This is a genomic window from Variovorax sp. KBW07 (assembly GCF_003852515.1).
GTDB lineage: Bacteria > Pseudomonadota > Gammaproteobacteria > Burkholderiales > Burkholderiaceae_C > Variovorax.
On the sequence record NZ_QAJK01000076.1, the window covers coordinates 21600 to 45010 of the forward strand.

The window sequence follows — 23411 nt, forward strand, 5'->3', positions numbered from 1 at the left end:
TACCATGAACATCACCAATTGGCGCTCTGAAATAGATAGCGCCGCCCGCAGGCTGCGTGAGCGCTCCGGCAATTTCTTGCGCGAAACCCCGCTGTGGAAGCTGCCCGCCGCCGCTTTCGGCGTCGCGGTGCCCGGCGCCGAAGTCTGGCTCAAGCTCGAGCACATGCAGGTCAGCGGCAGCTTCAAGGCGCGCGGCATGATGAACCGGCTGCTGGCCAACGACATTCCCGAAAGCGGCGTGGTCGTGGCCTCCGGCGGCAATGCAGGCATTGCCACCGCCGCCGCCGCCAAGGCGCTGGGCGTGCGCTGCCAGGTGTTTCTGCCCGGCGTGTCGCCCGAAGTCAAGCGCGCGCGCCTGCGGGCGCTGGGTGCCGAAGTGGTCGTGGTCGGCGAGCTGTACCCCGACGCGCTGGCCGCCTGCCTGACGCGCCAGAAAGAAACCGGCGCGCTGCTGACCCACGCCTACGACCAGCCCGAAGTGGTGGCCGGTGCCGGCACGCTGGGCCACGAGATCGAAACGCAGGGCGGCCTGCCCGACTCCGTGCTGGTCAGCGTGGGCGGCGGTGGCCTCATCGGCGGCCTGGCCGGCTGGTTCGAGAAGCGCGCCCGCGTGGTCGCGCTCGAACCCGAGAAGTCGCCCACGCTGTTCCGCGCCCGCGAGGCCGGCGAGCCGGTCGACGTCGACGTGAGCGGCATTGCCGCCGATTCGCTCGGTGCGCGCCGCATCGGCGCCATTGCCTGGGAAATCACACAGCAGCAGGTGCAAGACGCGCTGCTGCTGTCCGACGAGTCGATCCGCGCCGCGCAGCAGTGGATGTGGAAAGAAATGAAGCTCGCCGTCGAGCCCGCCGCCGCACTGCCGCTGGCGGCGCTGCAGACCGGCGCCTATGTGCCGCGCGAAGGCGAAAAGGTCTGCCTGATCATCTGCGGCGCGAACGTCGATCCGGCCACTGTCGCCTGATACTGCGGGCAGGGTGGGGCGGCCGATGCCGCGCCCCACCTAAAATCGGCGGATGCTCGACATCACCCTGCTCCGCAAAGACCTGGCCTCCGCTGTGGCCGGCCTCGAAAAACGCAAGAAGAACCAGCCTTACCTCGATGTGTCGGCGTTCAGCGCGCTCGAAGCCGAGCGCAAGACGCTGCAAACCCGCACCGAGGAAATCCAGGCGCGCCGCAACACGCTGAACAAGCAGATCGGCCCGCTCAAGGCCAAGGGCGAATCGACCGACGCGCTCATGGCCGAAGTCAACGCGCTCAAGGCCGAGCAGGAGTCGCAGTCCAAGCGCCTGGAAGAAATCCAGCCCGAACTGCACGCGCTGCTGCTGGCCGTGCCCAACCTGCCGCACACCAGCGTGCCGCTCGGCGAAGACGAAACCGGCAACGTCGAAATGCGCCGCTGGGCTCCGCAAGGCGGCGCCGGTGCCGACGCCAAGCCGCTGGCTTTTGCCGCCAAGGATCACGTCGATCTGGGCGCGCCGCTGGGCCTCGACTTCGAGATGGGCGCCAAGCTCTCGGGCTCGCGCTTCACCGTCATGAAGGGCCCCATCGCCCGCCTGCACCGCGCGCTTGCGCAGTTCATGCTCGACACGCAGACCGAGAAGCACGGCTATGCCGAGTGCTACGTGCCCTACATCGTCAACGCCGCCACCCTCAACGGCACCGGCCAGTTGCCCAAGTTCGAAGGCGACCTGTTCGCCGCGAAAAAGGGCGGCCAGGACGGCGAGCCCGCGCCCGACCATTCGGCGCTGTACCTCATTCCCACCAGCGAAGTGCCGCTGACCAACTTCGTGCGCGACGAAGTGGTGGCCGAGTCGCAACTGCCGATCAAGCTCACGGCCCACACGCCGTGCTTCCGCTCCGAGGCCGGCAGCGCAGGGCGCGACACGCGCGGCATGATCCGCCAGCACCAGTTCGACAAGGTCGAGATGGTGCAGATCGTTCACCCCGAGAAGAGCTACGACGCGCTCGAGCAGATGACCGGCCACGCCGAAGCCGTGCTGCAGGCGCTGGAGCTGCCGTACCGCGTGGTGCTGCTGTGCACCGGCGACATGGGCTTTACCTCGACCAAGACCTACGACCTGGAAGTGTGGCTGCCGGCGCAGAACACCTACCGCGAGATCAGCTCCGTCTCGAACTGCGAAGCCTTCCAGGCGCGCCGCCTGCAGGCCCGTTTCAAGAACGCGCAGGGCAAGAACGAACTGGTCCACACCCTCAATGGTTCCGGCCTGGCGGTGGGGCGCGCGCTGGTCGCGGTGCTGGAAAACCACCAGAACGAAGACGGCTCGATCAACGTGCCCACGGCGTTGCGGCCATACATCGGCGGCGCAGAAGTGTTGCGCGGTTGAGGCCGGGACTTCAAAAAGTCGAATTTCCTCGGCTATAATCGAAGGCTCGACAGCACCGGAGAGGTGGCAGAGTGGTCGAATGTACCTGACTCGAAATCAGGCGTACTAGCGATAGTACCGAGGGTTCGAATCCCTCCCTCTCCTCCAAGAATGGCCCCGCAAGGGGCTATTTTTTTGCCTGTTCCAACCTGGGTACAAGCGCCCACGCGCGACAGATATAGGCTGGACACCGATGAAAAGATTTGCCTCTCGCGAATGCTGCTCGCGGTTCAGCCCTCTTTCCTCGCGCCAGCATTTCCTGGCGAGGGCGATTCTTTGGCCCCTGCTGGGCATCGGCCTTGGCATTGCGCTGGTTCCCCAGGCGCGAGCCAGCGACGGCCCGCAGATCGCGCAAGCACCCGCCGCAGCCGCCCCTCGGGCTGCTGTCGTGCAAGACAGGCAGCGCGCTGCCGAAACCGATCTCGGCGTCACGCCCGAAGAGTTCCGCCAACGGTTCAACACCCTGATCGATTTGCTCGACAAGAACTGGCGGCTGGCTGAGCTGGAAGTGGAATCCGGCAGTAACGAGAACGTCTTCAACCGCAAGCTGGATGGCATTTCTATCATCGGCGGTGTCAGCAAGCAGACCGGCAGAGTGCTGAGCCTGCACTTCGCAGTCGAACTCGGGCGCGAGGCAAATACCGACTTTGCCTATGCCGTGTTGTTCGTGAGTGCGCGTGCCGTGACGAAAGGCGCGACCACGCAGGCGCTCGGGGATGCAATCACCGTCGTGATGGCCGAGGCCGTGGGCCGGCTCGACCAGACACCGATGGAATCCGTCACGCGAACGGTCGGGAATCGAACCGTTTCGGGCCTGGCCAGCACGGCAGCCGGGCTCCTCATCAGCGTCTATCCGACAGAGTAGCCGGCGAGCCTTGCCCTCATCCGGGCAGCCGCCATGGCGCACGCATCGCGTGTGCCTTTCCGTGTCCATTCGCGACGCGGACTCCCTGCGCCTCAGCACGGTGCCCACCCGCGCCATCCCGGGGCACTTCGCCCACCAAGCGCCCGTTCCAGCCCCCACATAAACACAAATCGGCTGGCATGCAACCTGCTAAATACACCGATAAGATATTTTAGATATCTTTCTAATATATTAGTGATTCGAGGGAGCCCGCTTCCTCACGCACCGACCTTCATCCACACCAGGAGCATTCACCGTGAGCAATCCCCGCTGGCAAGGCATCTTTCCCGCCATCACCACCAAGTTCCACGCCGACGAAAGCATCGACGCCGAAGGCACCGCCCGCCACATCGACTTCCAGATCCGCAACGGCATCCACGGCCTGGTCACCTGCGGCTCGCTGGGCGAAGCCAGCACGCTGACGCTCGAAGAGAAATTGACCGTTGCCAAGATCGCGCTGGAAGCCGCCGATGGCCGCATTCCGGTGCTGGCCAACGTGTCGGAAACGAGCACCCGCGAAGCACTGCGTTATGTAGACGGCGCCAACAAACTGGGCGTGGCCGGCTTCATGGTGATGCCCTCTGTGATCTACGTGGCCGATGCGCGCGAAGCCATGCTCAACGTGCGCACCATCGCCAACGCGGCCCAGCAACCCATCATGGTCTACAACAACCCGGTGGCCTACCGCGTGGACCTGAAGCCCGAGCACATGGTCGAGCTGGCCGACTGCGAGTGGATCGCGGCCATCAAGGAGAGCACGGACAACATCCGCCGCATCACCGACCTGCGCAACACCGTGGGTGACCGCTACCAGCTGTTCCTGGGCGTGGACGACCTGGCCTATGAAGGCCTGGCGCTGGGCTGCGATGGCCTGCTGGCCGGCGTCGGCTGCGCGTTCCCGCGCGAGACCGTGGCGCTGTACGACCTCATGAAGGCCGGCAAGTTTGCCGAGGCGCTGAAGCTGTACCAGTGGATGACGCCGATGCTGCACCTGGATGTGTCGACCAAGCTGGTGCAGAACCTCAAGCTCATCGACGCACTGGTGGGCGTGGGCTCCGAGCACATGCGCCGCCCGCGCCTGCCGCTGGTCGGCGAGGAGCGTGCCTTTGTCGAAGCGGTCGTGAAGAAGGCGCTGGCTGCGCGTCCCGCCCAGTACCAGTCGGTCGCCTGACGCGCCGACGCACCGAGCAGTTTGCGCGGAACCCATCGCATGGACACGGACATCATTCTCGAGACGCAGGGGCTCACCAAGGAGTTTCGCGGCTTCCTCGCCGTGCGCAACGTCGACCTGCGCGTGCGGCGCGGATCGATTCATGCGCTGATCGGGCCGAACGGCGCTGGCAAGACCACGGTCTTCAACCTGCTGACCAAGTTTCACATCCCGACCAGCGGACACATCCTGTTCAACGGCGCGGACATCACGCGCGAGAAACCCGCGCAGATCGCACGGCGCGGCGTGGTGCGTTCGTTCCAGATCTCGGCGGTGTTTCCCGAACTCTCGGTGCTGGAGAACGTGAAGATCGCGCTGCAGCGCAAGCTCGGTGTCGACTACCGCTTCTGGCAATCGGTGTCGGCCATGCGCAAGCTCGATGCGCCCGCAATGGCACTGCTGGAGCAGGTCGGCCTGCCGCGCTTCGCAACGTCGCTGGCCCGCGACCTTCCGTACGGCCGCAAGCGCACGCTTGAAATTGCCACCACGCTGGCACTGGACCCCGAGCTGCTCTTGCTCGACGAACCCACGCAGGGCATGGGCCATGAAGACGTCGACCGCATCAAGGACCTGATCAAGAAGGTCTCGGCCGATCGCACGGTGCTGATGGTCGAGCACAACATGAAGGTGGTCGCGGACATCAGCGACACGATCACCGTGCTGCAGCGCGGCGAGGTGCTGGCCGAAGGCCCGTACCCCGTGGTCTCGGTCGATCCGGCCGTGCGCGAAGCCTACATGGGAACCGAAGAGCATGAATGACGCGCACGTCAACGCCAACGTCAACGCCAACGTCAACGCCAATAGAAAGCCGGCCTCGGCCATGCTGACCATCCGCAACCTCAACGCCTGGTACGGCGAGTCGCATGTGCTGCAAGGCATCGACCTCGACGTGAAGGCCGGCGAGTGCATCACGCTGCTGGGCCGCAACGGCGCGGGCCGCACGTCAACATTGCGCGCCATCCTCGGGCTGGTCGGCAAGCGCACCGGCTCGATCCAGGTGGCGGGCACCGAGACCATCGGCATGCCGCCGCATCGCATCGCGCGGCTGGGCCTGGGCTACTGCCCGGAAGAGCGGGGCATCTACGCATCGCTCACGGCCGAAGAAAACCTGCTGCTGTTGCCCAAGGTCGGCAACGCGGGCATGTCGCTCGAGCAGATCTACGGCATGTTTCCCAACCTCAAGGAGCGCGCCTCGAGCCCGGGCACGCGGCTCTCGGGCGGCGAGCAGCAGATGCTTGCCATGGCCCGCATCCTGCGCACCGGCGCCAACCTGCTGCTGCTCGATGAAATCACCGAGGGGCTGGCACCAGTGATCGTGCAGAAGCTCGGCCAGGTGATCCGCGAGCTCAAGGCGCGCGGTTTCACGATGGTGCTTGTCGAGCAGAACTTCCGCTTCGCCAAGCACCTGGCGGACCGCCACTACGTCATCGAGCACGGCCAGGTGGTCGAGGTGATCGAGCGCAACGAAGTCGAGGCCAAGCAGGACCGCCTCAACGAATTGCTCGGCATCTGAGCCCGACCCGTTTCTCCGCCTTTTCCACACCTTGTCTTCCCGCCTTTAACCCTGGAGCCTTTCATGCATTTCAAGAAACTTTCCGCGTGCCTGATGACCGGCGCGGCACTCGCGGCCCATGCGCAGGTGAGCGACGACGTCGTCAAGATCGGCGTGCTCAACGACCTGTCGGGCATCTACTCCGACCTCGCGGGCCAGGGCTCCGTCACGGCGGCGCGGATGGCCATCGAAGAGATGGGCGGCAAGGTACTGGGCAAGCCGGTCGAGCTGGTCTTTGCCGACCACCAGAACAAGCCCGACGTGGCCGCCAACCTGGCGCGCGGCTGGTTCGACCAGGGCAAGGTCGACATGGTCACGGACTTTCCCACCGCATCGACCGCGCTGGCCGTGATGGAAATTGCCAAGCAGAAGAACCGCATCGTCATGCCGTCTTCCGGCCTGGCCACCGCGATCCTCGGCGAGAAGTGCACGCCGCTCACGGCGCAGTGGACCACCAACACCTACGCGCTGGCGGCCGGCACGGCGCGCGCGCTGGTCAAGGACGGCAAGAAGAGCTGGTACTTCATTACCGCCGACTACACCTTCGGCCACTCGCTTGAAAAAGACGCCACCGACGTCATCAAGGCCGACGGCGGCACCGTGGTCGGCAGCTCGCGGCATCCGTTTCCGGGCAACGACTTTTCTTCGTTCCTGCTGAAGGCGCAAGCCTCGAAGGCCGACGTGATCGCGCTCGCCAACGCGGGCAACGACACGGTCAATGCCATCAAGCAGGCCAACGAATACGGCATCACGCGCAAGCAGGTGGTGGCACCGCTGCTCACCTACATCTCCGACGTGCACAGCATCGGCCTCGAGAAAGCGCAGGGCATGTACCTGAGCGAAGCCTTCTACTGGGACTTCGACGACCGCTCGCGCGCCTGGTCGAAGAAGTTCTTCGACAAGCAGAAGCGCATGCCCACCGCCGCGCAGGCCGGCGTGTACTCGGCCACGCTCAACTACCTGAAGGCCATCCAGGCCGCGGGCACCGACGAGGCCAAGGCCGTCATGGCGCAGCTGCGCAAGATGACCATCGACGACGCGGTGATCCGCAACGGCAAGCTGCGCGAAGACGGCGCGCTGGTGCACGACATGCTGCTGCTGCAGGTCAAGACGCCGGCCGAGTCGAAGGCGCCGTGGGACTACTACAAGGTCAAGTCAGTGCTGAAGGGGGCCGACGTGTACCCGCCGCTGAACCCCGCCTGCCAGATCGGCCAGAACGGCAAGTAACACCCGCACCATGTTCGATATCTCGATGCAGGCCCTGGCGGCCCAGCTGCTGGTCGGCCTGATCAACGGCTGCTTCTACGCCATGCTGAGCATGGGCCTGGCCATCATCTTCGGGCTGCTCAACATCATCAACTTCGCGCACGGCGCGCAGTTCATGGTGGCGGCGTTCCTGGCGTGGATCGGGTTCACGCAGCTGCCGCTGCTGCTCGGCCCCACGTTCCAGGTCAACTTCTGGGTGGCGCTGCTGCTGGCGCCCGTCATCGTCGGCGGGCTGGGCGTGCTGCTTGAGAAGACGCTGCTCAAGCGCCTCTACCACCTGGACCATCTCTACGGGCTGCTGCTGACCTTCGGCGTGGCGCTGGTGCTCGAAGGCGTGTTCCGGCATTTCTACGGCATCTCGGGCGTGAGCTACGACCCGCCGCCGCTGCTGCAGGGCGGTGTCGACCTGGGCTTCATGTTCCTGCCCATCTACCGGGCCTTCGTGGTCGTCGCGGCCATCCTGATCTGCCTGGTGACCTGGTATCTCTTCGAGAAGACCAAGCTCGGTGCGCTGCTGCGCGCGGGCACCGAAAACCCCAAGCTGCTGCAGGCGTTCGGCGTGAACATCCCGTTGATGATCACGCTCACCTACGGCTTCGGCGTGGGGCTGGCGGGGCTGGCCGGCGTCATGGCCACGCCCATCATGCAGGTCAACCCGCTGATGGGCGCCAACCTGCTCAACATCGTCTTCGCGGTGGTCGTGATCGGCGGGCTTGGCTCCATTGCGGGTGCCGTGGCCAGCGGGCTCGCGCTGGGCATTCTCGAAGGCCTGACCAAGGTGTTCTATCCCGAAGCCTCGACCGTGGTGGTCTTCGTGATCATGGCCATCGTCCTGCTGACCCGTCCCGCTGGCCTGTTCGGCAAGGAGAAATAAAGCATGAAGTCGATTCCGACGCCCATCCGCATCCTGCTGGTGCTGCTGGTTCCCGCGCTGCTGGTGCCGGTCTTTCCGGAAATTGCGTACCCGGTCTTCGTGATGAAGGTGCTTTGCTATGCGCTGTTTGCGCTGGCCTTCAACTTGCTGATCGGCTTCACCGGGCTCGTGTCCTTCGGGCATGCCGCCTTCTTCGGCTGGGCCGGCTACACCACCGGCATATTGATGATCCGGTTCTCGGCCAGCGGCTTTCCGGTCGAGCTGGCCATCCTGGCCGGCGTGGCCGTTGCCGTGGCCATCGGCTGGCTGATCGGCACGCTGGCCATCCGCCGCACCGGCATCTACTTCGCGATGATCACGCTCGCGTTGTCGCAGGTGGCCTACTTCCTGGCGGTGCAGATTCCCTGGACCGGCGGCGAAGACGGCATGCAGGGCATTCCGCGCGGGCACCTGCTGGGGTTGGTCGACCTGTCGGACGACAACCACATGTACTACTTCACGCTGGCCGTGTTCGTGGCCGGTTTCCTGGCCACCCATCGCATCGTGCATTCGCCGTTCGGGCAGGCGCTGAAGGCGCTGCGCGACAACGAGCCGCGCGCCGTGTCGCTGGGCTACGCCACCGACCGATGCAAGCTCTACGCGTTCATGCTGTCGGCCGGGCTGGCGGGGCTTGCCGGTTCGCTCAAGGCGCTGGTGCTGCAACTCTCGGCGCTCAACGACGTGATGCTGAGCACATCGACCGAGGTGCTGCTGATGACGCTGCTCGGCGGCCTGGGCACCAGCTGGGGCCCGGTGGTCGGCGCGACGCTGGTCGTCAGCCTGCAGAACCAGCTTGCGGCGCTGGGCGGCGTGGTCACCATCGTCATCGGCATGACCTTCATCCTGTGCGTGTCGTTCTTCCGGCGCGGGCTGGTGGGGGAGTGGCAGGCATTGCTGGAACGGCGGAAAGAGAAATTGCAGCAGCGGTGATGCCGCGCGGCGGCGGCATCACTCTGCCCTCTGCCCTCTGGCTCAAGGCATTGAAAAACGCGGGGCCGCCGCTGCGACCACACCACCTTGTGCCAACGCCAGCGTGCCCCGCGCGCGCAGGTGCGGATGCCGGGCCGCTTCGTCCAGGTCGAGCACGGGCGCGAAGCAGACGTCCGTGCCTTCCAGCAAGGCGCTCCATTCGTCGCGCGTGCGGGTGGAAAACAACGCGGTGAACCGCGCCTTCAATGCCGGCCAGGTCGTGGTGTCGTATTGCAGCGCGGGGTCTACATCGGCCAGCCCGAGCTTGTCCAGCAGCAGCTTGTAGAACTGCGGCTCCATCGCACCGACCGTGATGTAGCGGCCGTCGGCGCAGGCATACACGTCGTAGAACGGCGCATCGTGAAAGGGGCTGGGCCGCTCGCCGCCGATCTGTCCGGCCGCATGGACCCAGTGCGCGAGCCCGCCGAGCATCGACGTGATGTCGACGATGGCCGCATCCACCGTGCGCCCGCGCCCGCTGGTGCGTGCCTCCAGCAGCGCACAGACGATGCCGAAGGCCAGGCCTAGCGCGCCGCTGGCATCGCCCACCACCGTCGGCGGCACGATGGGCCGCTCGCCCCGGTGCGCCGACAGCGACAGCAGCCCCGTCAGTGCGACGTAGTTGAGGTCGTGGCCGGCAGCCTGGGACAGCGGGCCGCTCTGGCCCCAGCCGGTCATGCGGCCGTAGACCAGCTTCGGGTTGCGCACGGCGCACTCGGCCGGGCCCAGGCCGAGCCGCTCCATCACGCCGGGCCGGTTGCCTTCGATGAGCGCATCGGCCGATGCCACGAGCGCCATCGCCTCGGCCACCGCGTCCGCGGCCTTCAGATCGAGCAGCACGACCTTCTTGCCGCGGCGCAGCGGGTTTGCCTCTGTGCCGCCGAGCTGCTTCGTCACCGCGCCTTGCTGCGGCCGCGCGATCACGGTCACTTCAGCGCCCATGTCGGCCAGCATGCGGCCAGCCAATGGCCCGGGGCCGATGCCTTCGAACTCGACGATGCGCACGCCTTCCAGCGGGCGGCTCATGCGCCCAGCTTTCGTGCGATCAGGTCTTTCATGATTTCGCTGGTGCCGCCGTAGATGCGCTGCACGCGCGCGTCGGCATACATCCGCGCGATCGGGTACTCGACCATGTAGCCGTAGCCGCCGAAGAGCTGCAGGCATTCGTCGGTCACCTTGCCCTGCTGCTCGGTGCACCACAGCTTGGCCATGTAGGCCGCCTGCTGGTCGAGCGTGCCATCGACCAGCCGCTGGATGCAGTCGTTGACGAAGCTGCGCACCACATGCGCAATGGTCGCGCACTCGGCCAGCTTGAAGCGCGTGTTCTGCATGTCGAACACGGTCTGTCCGAAGGCCTTGCGCTGCTGCGTGTATTCCACGGTCAGCTCGACCGCGCGTTCGATCACCGCGGCGGCCGGCACGCACAGGAACAGGCGCTCGTAAGACAGCTGGCTCATGAGCTGGATGAAGCCATCGCCTTCCTTGCCGCCGAGCAGGTGGTCGGCCGGCACGCGCACGCCGTCGAAGAAAATTTCGGCGGTGTCCGATGCATGCTGTCCCAGCTTTTCGAGCCGCCGGCCCACGCGAAAGCCCGGCAGGTCTTCGGTCTCGAGCACCACCAAAGACACGCCTCGGCTGCCCGCTTCGCCGGTGCGCACGGCCACCACCAGCAGGTTGCCCGTGAAGCCGTTGGTGATGAAGGTCTTGGCGCCGTCGATCACGTAGTGGTCGCCTTCGCGCCGTGCGCGGGTGCGCAGCGCCTTCAGGTCCGAGCCGCAACCGGGCTCGGTGAGCGCAATGCCGGCCAGCATCTCGCCGCTGGCGAGTTTGGGCAGCCAGCGCTTCTTCTGCTCGTCGGTGCCGTAGTCCAGGATGTAGTGCGCCGCCAGGTTGTGCACGCCGGTGTTGGCGGGAATCTCGGCCTTGGCCAGTTCGTCCTGCACCACCATCTGGTAGGCCAGCGAGGCGCCGGCGCCGCCGTAGGCTTCATCGAGCTCGGGCAGCAGGAAACCCATCTGCCCGAACGGGCGCCAGACCTCGCGCGGAATGAAGCCCTGGCGGCGCCAGCCGTCCAGGTGCGGCGAGAGCTCGGCCGCCACGTAGCGGCGCACCTGTTCGCGAAAGGCGTCGATGTCCTCGTCCATCCACCGGTGGCGCAAGAGTTGAGGCAGCATGCGTCAGAACCCCGTGAGGCCGCCGCTGCACACCAGCGTCTGGCCGCTGATGTAGTCCGACTCCGGAATGCACAGCAGGTACACCGCGCCCGCCGCCTCTTCGGGCGTGCCGCCGCGGCCCAGCGGAATGCTGCGCTCCATGGCGGCCATCAGGTCGGGGTTGACGCCCACCTTGATGTCGCGCCCGTCGATGTTGGCCGTGCCGCCATCGGCCGCGTTGCCCGTCAGGCGGGTCTTGATGAGGCCGTAGGCCACGCAGTTGACGGTGACGTTCATGCGGCCCCATTCCTTGGCCAGCGTCTGCGTCATGCCGGTGATGCCGGCCTTGGCCGCCGAGTAGTTGGCCTGGCCCGCGTTGCCGAACAGGCCGGCCATCGACGAGATGTTGACCACCTTGCGCATCACGCGCTGGCCGGCTTCGGTCTCGGCCTTGCCGAGCGCGCGGATCACGGGCTGCGCGGCGCGCAGGATGCGAAACGGTGCCGTCAGGTGGCAGTCGATCATGGCGTACCACTGCTCGTCGGTCATCTTCTGGATCACGTTGTCCCAGGTGTAGCCGGCGTTGTTGATGACGATGTCCAGGCCCTTGAATTCGCTCACGGCGGTGCCGACGAAGCGCTCGGCGAAGTCGGGTGCCGTGACGTTGCCGACACAGGCCACGGCCTGCCCGCCGGCCTCGCGAATGGCCTGCACGGCCTCTTGCGCCGGTTCGTTGTCGAGGTCGTTCACGACGATGCGTGCGCCTTCGCTGGCCAGCTTCAGTGCGATCGAGCGGCCGATGCCGCGGCCCGAACCGGTGATGAGCGCGACCTTGCCTTCGAGTTTGCGTGTCATGGTGTTCTTGTCTTCTTGAAAAGGAGGGGAGGGGAGGGGTTCAGGGCAGCGCCACGAAGGCTTCGCCGACGATCTTGGTCTGGCCGAACTGGTTGGTGCTTTGCAGTTCGATGCGCACGCCGCGTTCGCCGTTGCGCTCGGTCTTTTCCGCGATGCGGCCGGTGCAGCGCATGGCGTTGCCCAGGTGCGTGATGCCCTGGAAGCGCGCCTCGAAGTGGCGCAGCCGGCTTTGCGGCGCCCACTGCGTGAGCACGCGGCCCAGCCAGGCCATGCCCAGCATGCCTTGCGCAAACACGTCGGGCATGCCCGAGCGGCGCGCCATGTCGGTGTCGATGTGAATCGGGTTGTGGTCGCCCGAGGCGCCGGCAAAGAGCGCGAGCGTGGTGCGGTTCACGGCCGGCAACTGCACGGCCGGAAGCTCGTCGCCGACCTTTACGGAGTCGAAGGTGGGGGAGGTCATGAGCGGGCCTTTCTTCAGTTTCTGCAGACGATGACCGTGCGCAGCTCGGCCACCAGCTCGTCGCGCTGGTTGGTGGCGCGCGCGGTCTTCACGACGAATTCGAGCGCGCCGTTCTTCTTGTCGTAGATGTCGCTGATGGTGGAGCGAACCGTCACGGTGTCGCCCACGCAGGCGGCGCGGTGGTAGCTGAAGCTCTGCTCGCCGTGCAGCAGCTTGGCCAGCGGAATCTGCAGGTCGATCAGCAACTGGTCCGAGGCGCCCGAGTCCAGTTCGGCCGCGAACAGGAAGGTGGGCGGCGCCGGCAGGTCGGGGTAGCCGGCATCGCGGGCCGCGGCGGCGTCGGTGTAGACCGGGTCGGTCTCGCCGATGGCCTTGGCGAAGAACTGCAGCCGGCTGCGCTCGATGGGCAGCACCGACGCGGGCAGCTCGTGGCCGATCCATTTCTTGTCGATCATGCGTGCTCCCTTCAGACGCGTTCGTAGAGCGTGACCACGCAGGCGCCGCCCAACCCGAGGTTGTGCTGCAGCGCCAGCCGCGCGCCTTCCACCTGCCGTTTGTCCGCCGTGCCGCGCAGCTGCTGGACCAGCTCCGTGCATTGCGCAAGGCCTGTGGCCCCCAGCGGATGGCCCTTCGAGAGCAGGCCGCCCGACGGATTGGTGACGAACTTGCCGCCGTAGGTGTTGTCGCCATCGACGACGAACTTCTCCGCGCCGCCCACCGGGCACAGGCCGAGCGCCTCGTAGCTGATGAGTTCGTTGTGGGCAAAGCAGTCATGCAGCTCGACCACGTCGACGTCCTGCGGGCCGATGCCCGCGGCCTCGTAGACCTGGCGCGCGGCCTCCCGTGCCATGCTGAAGCCGACGACCTCGCGCATGTCGCGCGCCTCGAAGGTGATGGGGCGGTCGGTGGTCATGGCCTGCGCCCTGATGCGCACGCTGCGGTCCAGGCCGTGGCGCTGCGCGAATTCGGCCGAGCACACGATGGCGGCCGCCGCGCCGCAGGTGGGCGGGCAGGCCATCAGCCGCGTCATCACGCCGGGCCACATCACGGGGGTGGCCAGCACTTCGTCTTCGGTCACGACGTTGCGGAACAGCGCCACCGGGTTGTTGGCCGCATGGCGGCTGGCCTTGGCGCGGATCTTCGCGAAGGTCGACAGCTGCGTGCCGTATTGCTTCATGTGCGCCAGGCCCGCGCCGCCGAAGTAGCGCAGCGCCAGCGGAATGCCGGTTTCGCTGACCAGTTCGTCTGTGGCCGCGTCGAACCGCGCGAAGGGGCTGGGCTTGTCCGCGAACACCGAGCCCAGCGCACCGGGGCTCATCTGCTCGAAGCCCAGCGCCAGCACGCAGTCGGCGGCGCCGCTGGCCACGGCCTGGCGCGCCAGGAACAGGGCGGTCGAGCCGGTGGAGCAGTTGTTGTTGACGTTGACCACGGGAATGCCGGTCATGCCGACTTCATACAGCGCGCTCTGGCCCGCCGTCGAATCGGCGTAGACATAGCCCACGTAGGCCTGCTGCACCAGTTCGTAGCCGATGCCGGCATCGGCCAGCGCGCGGCGCGTGGCGTCGGCGGCCATCTCCTGGTAGGGCGCGCTGGCGCCCGGCTTGGTGAAGGGGATCATGCCGACCCCGGTAACGAAGACATCGTGGCTCATGGGAGTTTCCTGAGGGTTGAAAAGACGTGAGAAAAATGAAGCGGGCGCGTCAGGCGACAGCGCGCTCGCGGCCTTGCCAGAAGGGTTCGCGCAGCTTGGTCTTGAGCACCTTGCCGGCGCCCGACAACGGCAGCGCCTCGACCAGGTCTACGCTGCGCGGGCACTTGTAGCCGGCAATCAGCTGCTTGCAATGCGCGATGAGTTCCGCCGGTGCCGCGGCCTGCCCGGGCTTGAGCACCACCACCGCATGCACCGACTCGCCCCATTCGTCGTCGGGAATGCCTATCACCGCGCAGGCGGCAATGGCGGGGTGCTGGGCCAGGGCGTTCTCGACCTCGGCCGAATACACGTTCTCGCCGCCGCTGATGATCATGTCCTTCAGGCGGTCGGCCACGAAGATGAAGCCGTCGGCGTCCATGTAGGCGCCGTCGCCGGTGTGCATCCAGCCGTCGCGCAGGGCCGCGGCCGTCAGCTCGGGCTGGTTCCAGTAGCCCTGCATCACGTTGGGGCCGCGCACCAGCACCTCGCCCACGGTGCCGCGCGGCACCTCGTTGCCCACGGGGTCGACGATCTTCACCTGCATCGCGAAGCTGGCGCGTCCGGCCGAGCGCAGCTTGCCCAGCTTGCGCGCCTCCGCCCGGTGGTAGAGGGCCGGGTTGATGGTGGCCACCGGCGACAGCTCGGTCATGCCGTAGGCCTGCACGAAGTCGACGCCCGGCAGTGCCTTCATGGCGCGATCGATCACGGCCTCCGACATCGGCGACGCGCCATAGACCACCGTGCGCAGCTGGCTCAGGTCGCGCGGCTTCTGCATGGCGGGGTGGTCGACCAGCATCTGGATCATGGTCGGCACCAGCAGCACCTGCGTCACGCGGTCGCGCGCCAGGATGTCGAGCACCCCTTCGGGGTTGAAGGCCGGAACGATCGAATGCGCGTTGCCGTGGATCCAGTGCGCCATGGCGATGCCCATGTCGGCCAGGTGGAACATCGGTGCCGCATGCAGGTACGTGCCGTCGGGAAACGCCACGCCCTCGGCCACGATCGTCAGCCCCGAGCTGTACAGGTTGGTGTGGCTGAGCATCACGCCCTTGGGAAAGCCGGTGGTGCCGCCGGTGTAGAAGATGCCCGCCAGGTCGTCGCCCCGGCGCACGGCGTCTTCCACCGGCTGCGCAGTGGCCAGCAGTGCTTCGTAGCTGTGCGTGCCGGCGGGCGCATCGCCGTCGCCGCAATACACCACTTCGCGCACCGTGCTCGCATCGTGGCGAAGCTTCTCGATCAGCGGGCTGAAGGCTTCGTCGACCAGCAGGATGTTCGAGCCCGAGTCGTTCAGCGAATAGAGAATTTCGGCCGCCGACCAGCGGATGTTGCAGGGGTTGAGCACGCCGCCGCCCCAGGGCACCGCCATCTGGTATTCGAGGTAGCGGTCGGAGTTGAGCGACAGCATGGCCACGCGGTCGCCGGGCTGCATGCCCAGCCGCTGCAGGGCGCCGGCGAGCCGGGCGATGCGATCGCCGAACTCGAGAAAGGTGCGCTGCCGGTCGCCGAAGCGCACGGCAATGCGATCCGGGTGTTGCTGCATCGCGCGGTGCAGGGCTTGTGTCAGTTGCATGGCTTGTCTCCGTTCGACCCCGTGGATTCGTGGTCTTCCTTGTGAGGGCCCATGGTAGAAATCAACCCACCGGCGCGCGAGTGCGCATCGCATCGTTTCGATGGCAAAAGACCTCATTCGGCCGCCGTGGGGCCGGGGTCTCTGGAAATACGGGGACGGGCGGGAAGAAGGAAAGCGCGGTGCCGCAAGCCCGGCAGGGCGCGAGGGCAATTCAGCCCGGCTTAAGCTTGGCCGCCGATACTGGAGGCGACGGTCTTCTGGCGTTGGTAGAGGGCGCTTCGGCACCCGCCCGCAAGGGTGGTTCCTCGAGGCTGGAGGTCGTCACGAATTTGTGGTTTTCGCGCCGCCAGGGCGCGAGCCTCCGCGGCAGCAGGCCTGCCCCCCCGGGGCGCCGCCTTTTCAGGCTCAGGCCCCTCAGGCCCCTCAGGCCCGCGCCTGGGTCCGCTCTATCTCTCCGAGCCACACCGGCTCGTTCGACGTGTCCGGAAAGCCCGAGCCATTCGCGCCCGGGTGGCCGTTCATTTCCTCGCCCATCGACGAGGTCGGCAGGTGGCGCAGTTCATAGCCCCGCCCGTACACCGAGTGCAGCATGAACTCGCTGTCCTTGTGCAACGACAGCTTGCGGCGGATGTTGGCCACGCAGCAGTCGAGCACGCGGCTCTTTCTTTCGATCCTGGCGTCCACCCACAGCGAGGCCAGCAGCCAGTCGCGCTCCAGCAGCCGCCCGGCATTGCGGAACAGCAGCAGCGCCAGCTCGAACTCGCGCGGCTTCAGCCGGATCTCCGTGCCCTTGTGCACCACCACGCGCCGGCTGCCCAGGAACTGGTAGTCGCCGAAGAAGGCGCTCACGGCCTGCGGATGCAGCAGCGTCTCGTTGCGCCGCAGCGATTCGCGCACGCGCAGTTCCAGCTCGAAGTCGTCGATGGGCAGCACCGCAAAGTCGATGTGCGCGCCCGGCGAATCGTTGCCCGCCGCCGTCAGCACCTCGACCAGCAGGTCGCGCTGCGACGCGCTCGCGATCAGGCAGATCGGAATGCGCAGCGCCTTGCACATGGCCGTCAGGATCGGCCATGCGCCTTCGTCCTTCAGCGTGATCAGCAGCAGGTCGAACTGGGTGCCGCCGGTCACGGCCAGCAGAAAGTCGGCGCTGTTGTCGAAAGCGGCCGGCGTGCAGCCCATCAGGCGCAGCCGGTTGCCCCAGGCGGCCTGCTGGGCTTCGTCGCAACCCACCAGCGCGATCTGGCGCGTGCCCTGGGCGGCCATCATGGTTGCGCTCCGCCCGGCATTGCCACGTCGTTCGGGGGCACTGGCTTCGGAAGAGCGTTCTTCATGTCGATGGCGTCCATGCGCAAGAGGGGGTGGTGATGGAGGGGCAATGGAAAGGGCACCTGTGGCATCGGTCATTGGCCGCCGGCGCGCGGCAGCTTCCAGCCGATGCCTGCGTTCAGGCCCCAGTCCCTGCCGGTGCTGGCCACGGCCATGCCCCAGGCCGTGCGGCCGTCGTCCGACAGCGCCTTGAAGCCGAGGCTCGCCGCGGCGTAGCTTTTGTAGGTGCCCATGGCCAGGCCCACGGTCTTTTCGCCGGGGTGGAGCGTGGGCACGTAGGCGCCCGACAGGGCCACGGCCATGGCGGTGCCTGAATAGGCGATGCGGGCCACGTCGCCGGCGTCGGCGCGCGCCTGTTCGAGCTGCCCGAGGTTGACGGCGTCGCCCGGCAGCAGGCCCGGTGCCAGCCCGGCGGCGCCGGCATACAGCGGCACCGCGACGAGCGGAAAGAAGAAAAAAGCGGCCAGCACACGGGCGACCCGCACGCGGCGCACCAGCGGCACGGGCTTTTTGCCCTTGCCGTCGCCTGTCGCGCTGCCGCTGTGTGAAATGACCATGTCGATGGGCTGGAAGAAAACCTGCGGTGCAACCCGCCGGCAATGTGTGGCGGTGCCGTCAGCCTGCGGCGAGCCGCGTGCCGCTGCCCGTCTGCGTCTTGCGAACGCCATCGGGTCCGTAGAAAAGTTGTGCGCTGGCCTGCAGGAAGTGAAGCGCCTGCTGCGTGAAATCGAGGTGCGCGTAGACCATCGAGCCGTTGCGCATGTTGTGGCTGCGGGCCTCCACGGCCAGCACCAGCAGCTCGGACCAGGCCTTCTGCATGTCCGCACCGCCGGCGGCCGCCGCGGCATCCGCGCCGGCGCGGCCGGGCTCGAAGCCCAGGGCCGTCTGCAGGGCTTCGCGCTGCTGGTCGAGCTCGGCCATGCGGTCGAGCAGGCGGGTCTTCTGGCCGGCAATGGCGGCCAGGTCGGTGAACACGGCGCCCGACATCGCCTTGGCTTCGCGGTCCAGCACGCCGAGGAATTCCTCGATGCAGGCGGCCTCCGCTTGCAGGTGAGCCAGCAAAGTGTTCATGTCCCGCCCTTCGGATCGAGCAGGTCGCGCACGCTGGCCAGCAGGCCGTCGGCAATGCGCTCGGGGCGAATTTCGTAGCGGCCGGCGCGAATGTCCTCGCGGATCGCCGCCACGCGTGCCGCGTCGAAGTCGCTGCCGCCCACGGCGGCGGGCATCGAATGCACGTGCGCGGAAGCCTGCGCCGCTTCTTTCGGGCGCTCGACGGCCTCGGTGCCGGCCGGTGCGGGGGCCGCGCCGGGCGCTGGCGTTCGATGGAGGGGCGTTGCCGAAGGGGCGGGTTGATCGATTTTCAAGGTGATTCCTCAGGGGCTGACCCGTATATCGGCAGCTTGGGCAAGAACTTTAGGAATTGCGTGCACGAAGCTGGCGGATGGGCTATTGGGTCAGCTGGATCTGTCCTTCTTCGTTGGCGACACCGCTGATCAGCCTGCCGTCCACGGTCTTGGCCTGCACCACGGCGCCGACCTTGGCGCCGCTCAGGGCCTTGCCCTCGGTGCTGACGACGAAGCCTTCGCCTTGGGCCACGACCTTCACGGCCTGGCCCTGCTGGATGACGGTGACGCCGCGCACCAGTTCCTTGCGGATCGGCGCGCCGGGGGCGATGCGGTTGGCGCTCACTACGCCGACCAGTTCGGCGGCGCTGGTGACCACCGAGCGCGGCAGCCGCGTCAGGTCGCCGGTGCGCTCGGCCACGTCGCCCGGGGCCAGCGGCCGGCCGGTGTCGATGGCGCGGGTGGCCACGAAATAGCTGCCTTCCACCGCGACGCGGGCCTGCACGAAACGCGTCCAGGGCCGCTCGGCCTGGCAGCGCACGCCCACCGAGACCCGGCCCCACGGCGTGGCACCCGGCGGCAGGAAGACCTCGGGCGCCGCCTCGCAGGCGGGCAGCGCGGCGGTTCCACGCCCCTCGAAGCTGATCGTCACCTTGCCCGGCAGGCCGGCGCTCTGCACCTGCAGGTACTTCTCGATGGCCTGGCCGGCGGCGTCGGTTGCCGGCGCCTGCGCCTGCGTCTGCGTCTGCGTCTGTGCCTGCGTCGGCGGAACGGCAGTGGCAGTGCCCGCGACGGCCGCGAACGCGCAGGCCGAACCCATGGCCGCCATCAGGGTCGGCCACACGGTGCGCGCCAGTCGGGTCCGCAGCAGGTAGAGGTTCATCGGGTGAATGGAAAGAGTGCGAAGAATGCAATGCACCAGGGAGGGAAGACACAGTCCGGCGCCGTGCAATTTTAAAAATTCGGGCGCTGGCCGAAGGTGCGAGCAGCAGGCGAAAACCCCCTTTGTTCGGACGATTGCAAAAGCCTCGCATGCATAGACTCGCTTTCCATCGGTTGCCGCGCCCCGCGCAAAGGCAACGACTCAAGAGATGGAAAAAAGATGATCGACAAGCTGGATGCGGCGCTTCGCTTCAACCGCGAAGCCCTCAACCTCCGGGCTGAACGCCAGGAGGTGCTCGCGGCCAATATCGCCCATGCCGACACGCCCAACTACAAGGCGCGCGACTTCGACTTCAGCAGCCGGCTGAGCGAAGCCGTCGAGCGCGGCCGTGGCGCGCAGTCGGTGTCGATGGCCGTCACCTCGTCGCGCCACCTGGCCGGCCAGGCGCAGGCCATGCCCGACAAGGACCTGCTGTACCGCACGCCCAACCAGTCGAGCATCGACGGCAACACCGTCGAGATGGATGTCGAGCGCATTGCCTTCGCCGACAACGCGCTGCGCTACGAGTCCAACCTCACCATCATCAACGCCAAGATCAAGTCGTTGCTGTCGGCGGTCCAGCAGTAGCGCCAAGCCGCCACGCCACCCGCTACAGACCGCACGGAGCACGCATGCCCTTCGCCAGCAATTCCATGAACATCTTCAACGTGGCGGGTTCCGCCATGACCGCGCAATCGCAGCGCATGAACGTCACCGCCAGCAACCTGGCCAACGCCGAGAGCGTGGCCGGCCCCGACGGCATGCCCTACCGCGCCAAGCAGGTGGTGTTCGAGGTGGCCTCTTCGGGCAACCGCGACATCGGCGGCGTGAAGGTGTCGGGCGTCGTCGAGGACCCGTCGCCGCCCAGGCTGGTGTTCGACCCCAAGAGCCCGCACGCCAACGCCGAAGGCTACGTGGCGATGCCCAACGTCAATGTGGTCGAGGAGATGACCAACATGATCTCGGCCTCGCGCAGCTACCAGGCCAACGTCGAGGTGCTCAACACGGCCAAGACGCTGATGGTCAAGACGCTGAGCCTCGGCCAGTAAACAGGTCCCCTTCAAAAAAACACGAACACGCCATGGCCATTTCCGATACCTCTTCCATCAGCGGGCAGAACGCCTCGACCGCGACGAACAACAACAACGTTTCGAACGCCGACAGCGAGCAGCGCTTCCTGAAGCTGCTGGTCACGCAGCTGAACAACCAGGACCCGCTGAACCCGATGCAGAACGCCGAGCTCACGTCGCAGCTCGCGCAGATGAGCACCGTCAGCGGCATCGAGAAGCTCAACAGCACGCTCTCCGGCCTGGTCAACCAGACCGGTGCCAACCAGCTGCTGCAGGCCACTTCATTGATTGGCTACAACGTGCTGTCGCCGGGCAATACGCTCACTACCAAGAAGCCCGAAGAAGGCAAGGAAACGGCCACGCAGGCCTTTGCCGTGCAACTGCCGGGCACCGCCGCCGACGTCGAGATCAAGATCGTCGACGACACCGGCAAGGTGGTGCGCACCATCGACGCCGGCTCCATGAAGGAAGGCGTCAACGCCGTCACGTGGGACGGCAAGGACGACACCGGCGCCGTGGTGCCCGTGGGCAACTACCGCTTCACGGTGGACGCCAGCAACGGCGGCGTGGCCGTGAAGTCGACCGCGCTCACCTTCTCGCAGGTGGCGGCCGTCAAGCAGGGCGCCGGCGGCGTCACGCTCGAACTGGCCTCGGGCGCGAGCATCGGCCTGGCCGACGTGCGCCTGTTCCTCTGAGTCTCCGAAACGCCCTGCGCGCGGGCGGCCTTTTTTTCTAGGCCGTCGCGCGGCAGGTCTTTTTTCCATCGCATCGAACGCATTGAAGTAAGGATCCATCATGAGTTTTTCCCAGGGCATCAGCGGCCTCGGCGTGGCCGCGGCGAACCTCGACGTCATCGGCAACAACATTGCCAACTCGGGCACGGTGGGCTACAAGTCCGCCGCCGCGACCTTCCAGGACGTGTACGCCGGCTCGCGCGTGGGCCTGGGCGCCTCGGTGTCGGGCGTGACGCAGAACTTCACGCAGGGCGTGACGCAATCGAGCAGCCGCCCCCTGGACGTGGCCATCCTGAACGGCGACGGCTTCTATCGCCTGAGCAGCCCCAGCGGTGAAGTCATGTACTCGCGCAACGGCCAGTTCACGCGCGACAAGGACGGCTACATCGTCAACGCCTCGGGCCTGCGCCTCACGGGCTACGGCGTGAACGCCAGCGGCGGCATCAACGGCGGCACGCCGTCGCCGATCCAGATCCAGAGCGCATCGATGACGCCCAACCCGACCGGCAACGTCAACGCCGTGTTCAACCTCGACGCGCGCAGCACGGTGCCCACCAAGACGCCGTTCAACCCGGCCGACTCCGCCACCTTCAACTACTCGAACGCCATCGGCCCAGTCTACGACTCGCTGGGCAACCCGCACGACGTGGCCGTGTACTTCGTGAAGACGGCGGCCAACACCTGGAACGTGTACGGCACCGCGGACGGCACGCCGCTCGCGGCCGGTGCGCCGTTGATCACCGGCATGACCTTCGACACCAAGGGCGTGATGACGGCGCCGGCGGGCGGCTCGATGAACATCGGCCCCATCAACTTCGCCAACGGCTCCGCGCCGCTGACCGCCAAGGTCGACCTGACAGGCACCACCCAGTTCGGCGCCACCAACGGCATGACCAAGCTGAGCCAGGACGGCTACAAGTCGGGCGAGTTGACCTCGTTCTCGATCAACCCCGACGGCACCATCACCGGCAAGTTCTCCAACGAACAGACCAAGCTGATGGGCCAGATCGTGCTGTCGTCCTTCGCCAACCCGAACGGCCTGCAGCCCAAGGGCAACAACGTGTGGGCCGAGACGCTGGCCTCGGGCAATGCGCTCACCGGCACGCCGGGCGAGGGCACGAAGATGGGCTCGCTGGCTTCCGGCGCGCTGGAGTCTTCGAACGTCGACCTGACCTCCGAGCTGGTCAACCTGATCGTCGCGCAGCGCAACTACCAGGCCAATGCGCAGACCGTGAAGACGCAGGACCAGATCATGCAGACGCTGATGAACATCCGCTGACGCGGCCTCCCTTTCTCAGCACGACTGAACAGACCAGGAATACCCAGTGGATCGAATGTTGTACGTCGCCATGAGCGGCGCCAAGCAGGCCATGGAGCATCAGGCCTCGGTCGCCAACAACATGGCGAACGTCTCGACGCCCGGCTTCCGCGCGCAGGTGGCCAACTTCCGTGCCGTGCCCGTGGTCGGCCAGGAAGCGCCCACGCGCGCCTTCGTGGCCGCCACCACGCCCGGTGCCGACTTCACGCACGGCCCGCTCACCGAAACCGGCCGCGCACTCGACGTGGCCGTGAGCGGCGAAGGCTGGCTGGTGGTGCAAACCGCCGATGGCGGCGAGGCCTACACCCGCGTCGGCAACCTGCAGATCGGTGCCGACGGGCAGCTCACCACCATGGGCGGACGCCAGGTGGTGGGCGACAACGGCGCGCTGACCGTGCCGCCGGGCTCCGCCGTGAGCATTGCTTCCAACGGGCTGGTGGGTTCGCGCGATGCGGCATCGACCACGCTCACGGGCATTGCCGAAGTCGGCCGCCTCAAGCTGGTCAACCCGCCGACCACCGACCTCGTGCGCGGTGACGACGGCCTGTTCCGCATGCGCGAAGGCCTGCCGCCCGCCGAGGCCGACGAGGCCGTCACGCTGGTCGCCGGCGCGATCGAGGGCAGCAACGTCAATCCGGTCGAGGCCATGGTGGCCATGATCGCCAACGCGCGCAGCTTCGAGATGCAGATGAAGTCGCTGCAGACCGCCGACACCAACGCGCAATCGGCCAACAAGCTGCTGGCATACGGCTGATTCCCGGCCCGCCGCCCC

26 protein-coding genes and 1 tRNA gene are annotated in these 23411 nt (G+C 66.8%); 15 read left to right on the forward strand and 12 right to left on the reverse strand.

Annotation, left to right across the window (positions count from 1 at the left end; translation table 11 throughout):
- The first annotated feature begins 4 nt into the window (after positions 1–4).
- From DBV14_RS16670 to DBV14_RS16715, 10 genes are all read left to right on the forward strand, one after another.
- Positions 5–961 (forward strand): threonine/serine dehydratase, encoded by a 957-nt coding sequence (locus DBV14_RS16670; protein ID WP_185546035.1) that lies wholly within the window; start codon positions 5–7, stop codon positions 959–961.
- 52 nt (positions 962–1013) lie between these two features.
- Positions 1014–2345 carry a serine--tRNA ligase gene (gene serS / locus DBV14_RS16675; RefSeq protein ID WP_124460277.1) on the forward strand — a complete coding sequence of 444 codons (1332 nt, stop codon included), beginning with the start codon at positions 1014–1016 and terminating at the stop codon, positions 2343–2345.
- Positions 2346–2402: 57 nt separating this feature from the next.
- A tRNA-Ser gene (locus tag DBV14_RS16680) sits at positions 2403–2492 on the forward strand.
- 85 nt (positions 2493–2577) lie between these two features.
- Positions 2578–3249 carry a hypothetical protein gene (locus DBV14_RS16685; RefSeq protein ID WP_124460278.1) on the forward strand — a complete coding sequence of 224 codons (672 nt, stop codon included), beginning with the start codon at positions 2578–2580 and terminating at the stop codon, positions 3247–3249.
- A gap of 295 nt (positions 3250–3544) precedes the next feature.
- Positions 3545–4459, forward strand: a complete 915-nt coding sequence (locus DBV14_RS16690) for a dihydrodipicolinate synthase family protein (protein WP_124460279.1) — start codon at positions 3545–3547, stop codon at positions 4457–4459.
- A gap of 39 nt (positions 4460–4498) precedes the next feature.
- Complete coding sequence (locus DBV14_RS16695) at positions 4499–5257, forward strand: ABC transporter ATP-binding protein (protein ID WP_124460280.1); 759 nt, start codon at positions 4499–4501, stop codon at positions 5255–5257.
- Between the two features lie 61 nt (positions 5258–5318).
- Entirely contained in the window at positions 5319–6011 is a 693-nt protein-coding gene (locus DBV14_RS16700) for an ABC transporter ATP-binding protein (RefSeq protein ID WP_124460339.1), read from the forward strand.
- A 63-nt stretch (positions 6012–6074) separates the two neighbouring features.
- Positions 6075–7277, forward strand: coding sequence for an ABC transporter substrate-binding protein (locus tag DBV14_RS16705; RefSeq protein ID WP_124460281.1), 1203 nt, complete (start codon positions 6075–6077; stop codon positions 7275–7277).
- Positions 7278–7287: 10 nt separating this feature from the next.
- Positions 7288–8190, forward strand: coding sequence for a branched-chain amino acid ABC transporter permease (locus DBV14_RS16710; protein WP_124460282.1), 903 nt, complete (start codon positions 7288–7290; stop codon positions 8188–8190).
- Between the two features lie 3 nt (positions 8191–8193).
- Positions 8194–9159, forward strand: coding sequence for a branched-chain amino acid ABC transporter permease (locus DBV14_RS16715; RefSeq protein WP_124460283.1), 966 nt, complete (start codon positions 8194–8196; stop codon positions 9157–9159).
- Between the two features lie 42 nt (positions 9160–9201).
- Here the strand turns inward: DBV14_RS16715 and DBV14_RS16720 are convergent, their stop codons facing one another.
- From DBV14_RS16720 to flgA, 12 genes are all read right to left on the reverse strand, one after another.
- Entirely contained in the window at positions 9202–10224 is a 1023-nt protein-coding gene (locus tag DBV14_RS16720; RefSeq protein WP_124460284.1) for a CaiB/BaiF CoA-transferase family protein, read from the reverse strand.
- Entirely contained in the window at positions 10221–11372 is a 1152-nt protein-coding gene (locus DBV14_RS16725; RefSeq protein ID WP_124460285.1) for an acyl-CoA dehydrogenase family protein, read from the reverse strand. The genes DBV14_RS16720 and DBV14_RS16725 overlap by 4 nt, the downstream gene beginning before the upstream one ends.
- A gap of 3 nt (positions 11373–11375) precedes the next feature.
- On the reverse strand, positions 11376–12206 hold the full coding sequence (locus tag DBV14_RS16730; protein WP_124460286.1) for an SDR family NAD(P)-dependent oxidoreductase: 831 nt from the start codon (positions 12204–12206) through the stop codon (positions 11376–11378).
- A 40-nt stretch (positions 12207–12246) separates the two neighbouring features.
- Positions 12247–12666, reverse strand: coding sequence for a MaoC family dehydratase (locus DBV14_RS16735; RefSeq protein ID WP_124460287.1), 420 nt, complete (start codon positions 12664–12666; stop codon positions 12247–12249).
- A 14-nt stretch (positions 12667–12680) separates the two neighbouring features.
- Positions 12681–13121 carry a MaoC family dehydratase N-terminal domain-containing protein gene (locus tag DBV14_RS16740; RefSeq protein ID WP_124460288.1) on the reverse strand — a complete coding sequence of 147 codons (441 nt, stop codon included), beginning with the start codon at positions 13119–13121 and terminating at the stop codon, positions 12681–12683.
- 11 nt (positions 13122–13132) lie between these two features.
- Complete coding sequence (locus tag DBV14_RS16745; RefSeq protein WP_124460289.1) at positions 13133–14317, reverse strand: lipid-transfer protein; 1185 nt, start codon at positions 14315–14317, stop codon at positions 13133–13135.
- Positions 14318–14366: 49 nt separating this feature from the next.
- Complete coding sequence (locus DBV14_RS16750) at positions 14367–15926, reverse strand: long-chain-fatty-acid--CoA ligase (protein WP_124460290.1); 1560 nt, start codon at positions 15924–15926, stop codon at positions 14367–14369.
- 423 nt (positions 15927–16349) lie between these two features.
- The gene (locus DBV14_RS16755) at positions 16350–17192 is read right to left on the reverse strand and encodes a response regulator transcription factor (RefSeq protein WP_185546036.1); all 843 of its coding nucleotides are present in this window, start codon (positions 17190–17192) and stop codon (positions 16350–16352) included.
- A 134-nt stretch (positions 17193–17326) separates the two neighbouring features.
- Complete coding sequence (locus tag DBV14_RS16760) at positions 17327–17809, reverse strand: YadA-like family protein (protein ID WP_260397084.1); 483 nt, start codon at positions 17807–17809, stop codon at positions 17327–17329.
- Between the two features lie 58 nt (positions 17810–17867).
- A complete protein-coding gene (locus tag DBV14_RS16765) occupies positions 17868–18323 on the reverse strand; it encodes a flagella synthesis protein FlgN (protein WP_185546037.1) in 456 nt (151 codons plus the stop codon).
- Complete coding sequence (gene flgM / locus DBV14_RS16770; RefSeq protein WP_124460293.1) at positions 18320–18616, reverse strand: flagellar biosynthesis anti-sigma factor FlgM; 297 nt, start codon at positions 18614–18616, stop codon at positions 18320–18322. Before flgM ends, DBV14_RS16765 begins: the two co-directional genes overlap by 4 nt.
- A gap of 82 nt (positions 18617–18698) precedes the next feature.
- Positions 18699–19478, reverse strand: coding sequence for a flagellar basal body P-ring formation chaperone FlgA (gene flgA / locus DBV14_RS16775; RefSeq protein ID WP_260397085.1), 780 nt, complete (start codon positions 19476–19478; stop codon positions 18699–18701).
- Positions 19479–19697: 219 nt separating this feature from the next.
- Here flgA and flgB point away from each other — a divergent pair, with 219 nt between their 5' ends.
- The 5 genes from flgB (at position 19698) to DBV14_RS16800 (ending at position 23393) form a co-directional block, all read left to right on the forward strand.
- A complete protein-coding gene (flgB, locus tag DBV14_RS16780; RefSeq protein WP_124460294.1) occupies positions 19698–20105 on the forward strand; it encodes a flagellar basal body rod protein FlgB in 408 nt (135 codons plus the stop codon).
- A gap of 44 nt (positions 20106–20149) precedes the next feature.
- A complete protein-coding gene (gene flgC, locus DBV14_RS16785) occupies positions 20150–20566 on the forward strand; it encodes a flagellar basal body rod protein FlgC (RefSeq protein WP_124460295.1) in 417 nt (138 codons plus the stop codon).
- A 32-nt stretch (positions 20567–20598) separates the two neighbouring features.
- Complete coding sequence (locus DBV14_RS16790) at positions 20599–21282, forward strand: flagellar hook assembly protein FlgD (RefSeq protein ID WP_124460296.1); 684 nt, start codon at positions 20599–20601, stop codon at positions 21280–21282.
- 100 nt (positions 21283–21382) lie between these two features.
- Positions 21383–22600, forward strand: a complete 1218-nt coding sequence (gene flgE, locus DBV14_RS16795; protein WP_124460297.1) for a flagellar hook protein FlgE — start codon at positions 21383–21385, stop codon at positions 22598–22600.
- Between the two features lie 46 nt (positions 22601–22646).
- The gene (locus DBV14_RS16800; RefSeq protein WP_124460298.1) at positions 22647–23393 is read left to right on the forward strand and encodes a flagellar basal body rod protein FlgF; all 747 of its coding nucleotides are present in this window, start codon (positions 22647–22649) and stop codon (positions 23391–23393) included.
- Positions 23394–23411: the final 18 nt, after the last annotated feature.